This is a genomic window from Vibrio sp. M250220, from assembly GCF_036533795.1.
Lineage (GTDB): Bacteria > Pseudomonadota > Gammaproteobacteria > Enterobacterales > Vibrionaceae > Vibrio.
On the sequence record NZ_JATABI010000185.1, the window covers coordinates 1 to 613 of the forward strand.

General features: G+C 46.0%; 1 protein-coding gene and 1 pseudogene. Both read right to left on the reverse strand.

Features of this window, described 5'->3' with window-relative positions:
* Positions 1 to 143: 143 nt before the first annotated feature.
* A complete protein-coding gene (locus QTN94_RS20315; RefSeq protein WP_331428680.1) occupies positions 144 to 341 on the reverse strand; it encodes a hypothetical protein in 198 nt (65 codons plus the stop codon).
* 125 nt (positions 342 to 466) lie between these two features.
* Positions 467 to 613, reverse strand: a pseudogene (locus QTN94_RS20320) (type VI secretion system tube protein Hcp); the annotation flags it as partial.

Sequence of the window (613 nt, forward strand, 5' to 3'; positions counted from 1 at the left end):
TGTTAAGGTATCTCCCGCCCGAATGTAATTTGGGTCAGTCTGACATTGCGGATTCAGCGTCAAGAGGTCGACATATTCGACGCCTTGATCAATAGCAATTTGGAGTAAGGTATCCCCCGGTTGAATAGTATAGGTAGTCATTGTCATAGGGCTCCATTACTCGTGTTAAGAATCGACTGCATCGTAGAGAGGTGTTCTGGAGTTATCGTCCACTGATATTGCTTAGGAGGGACACTTTCACAGTATTGAACACATAACTTGCGTTTCGCAGGTTTGCGTTGCAGTGAGAAGGCATCATCGCCGAGTCCTTCTATATTTGTGGTGTACGCCAATGTCGCCATACGTCTCTCCTATCGTTAACCCTAAACACAAAAACCTTAAATACAAATTACCGCGACAACGGTAATTTGGGGTTAAGGCTTTCAGGAGGCTTCCTCCTGTAGGAAGCCACCGAAAATCAAAGTGATTAAGCTTCGATAGGTTTACGCCAATCGTCTGAACCAGACGTACCTGCGTTGACGTGATCCCAAGTGATCTTACGGTACGACATTGAGACCGTTAGATTTTGCGTGAAGTCGGACATCGACGGATCTTGACAGTGTGGCATCTCACA

Coding starts and splice junctions, on each gene's coding strand:
- QTN94_RS20315 (WP_331428680.1), bottom strand. CDS start 341: ATGGCGACATTGGCGTACACCACAAATATAGAAGGACTCGGCGATGAT.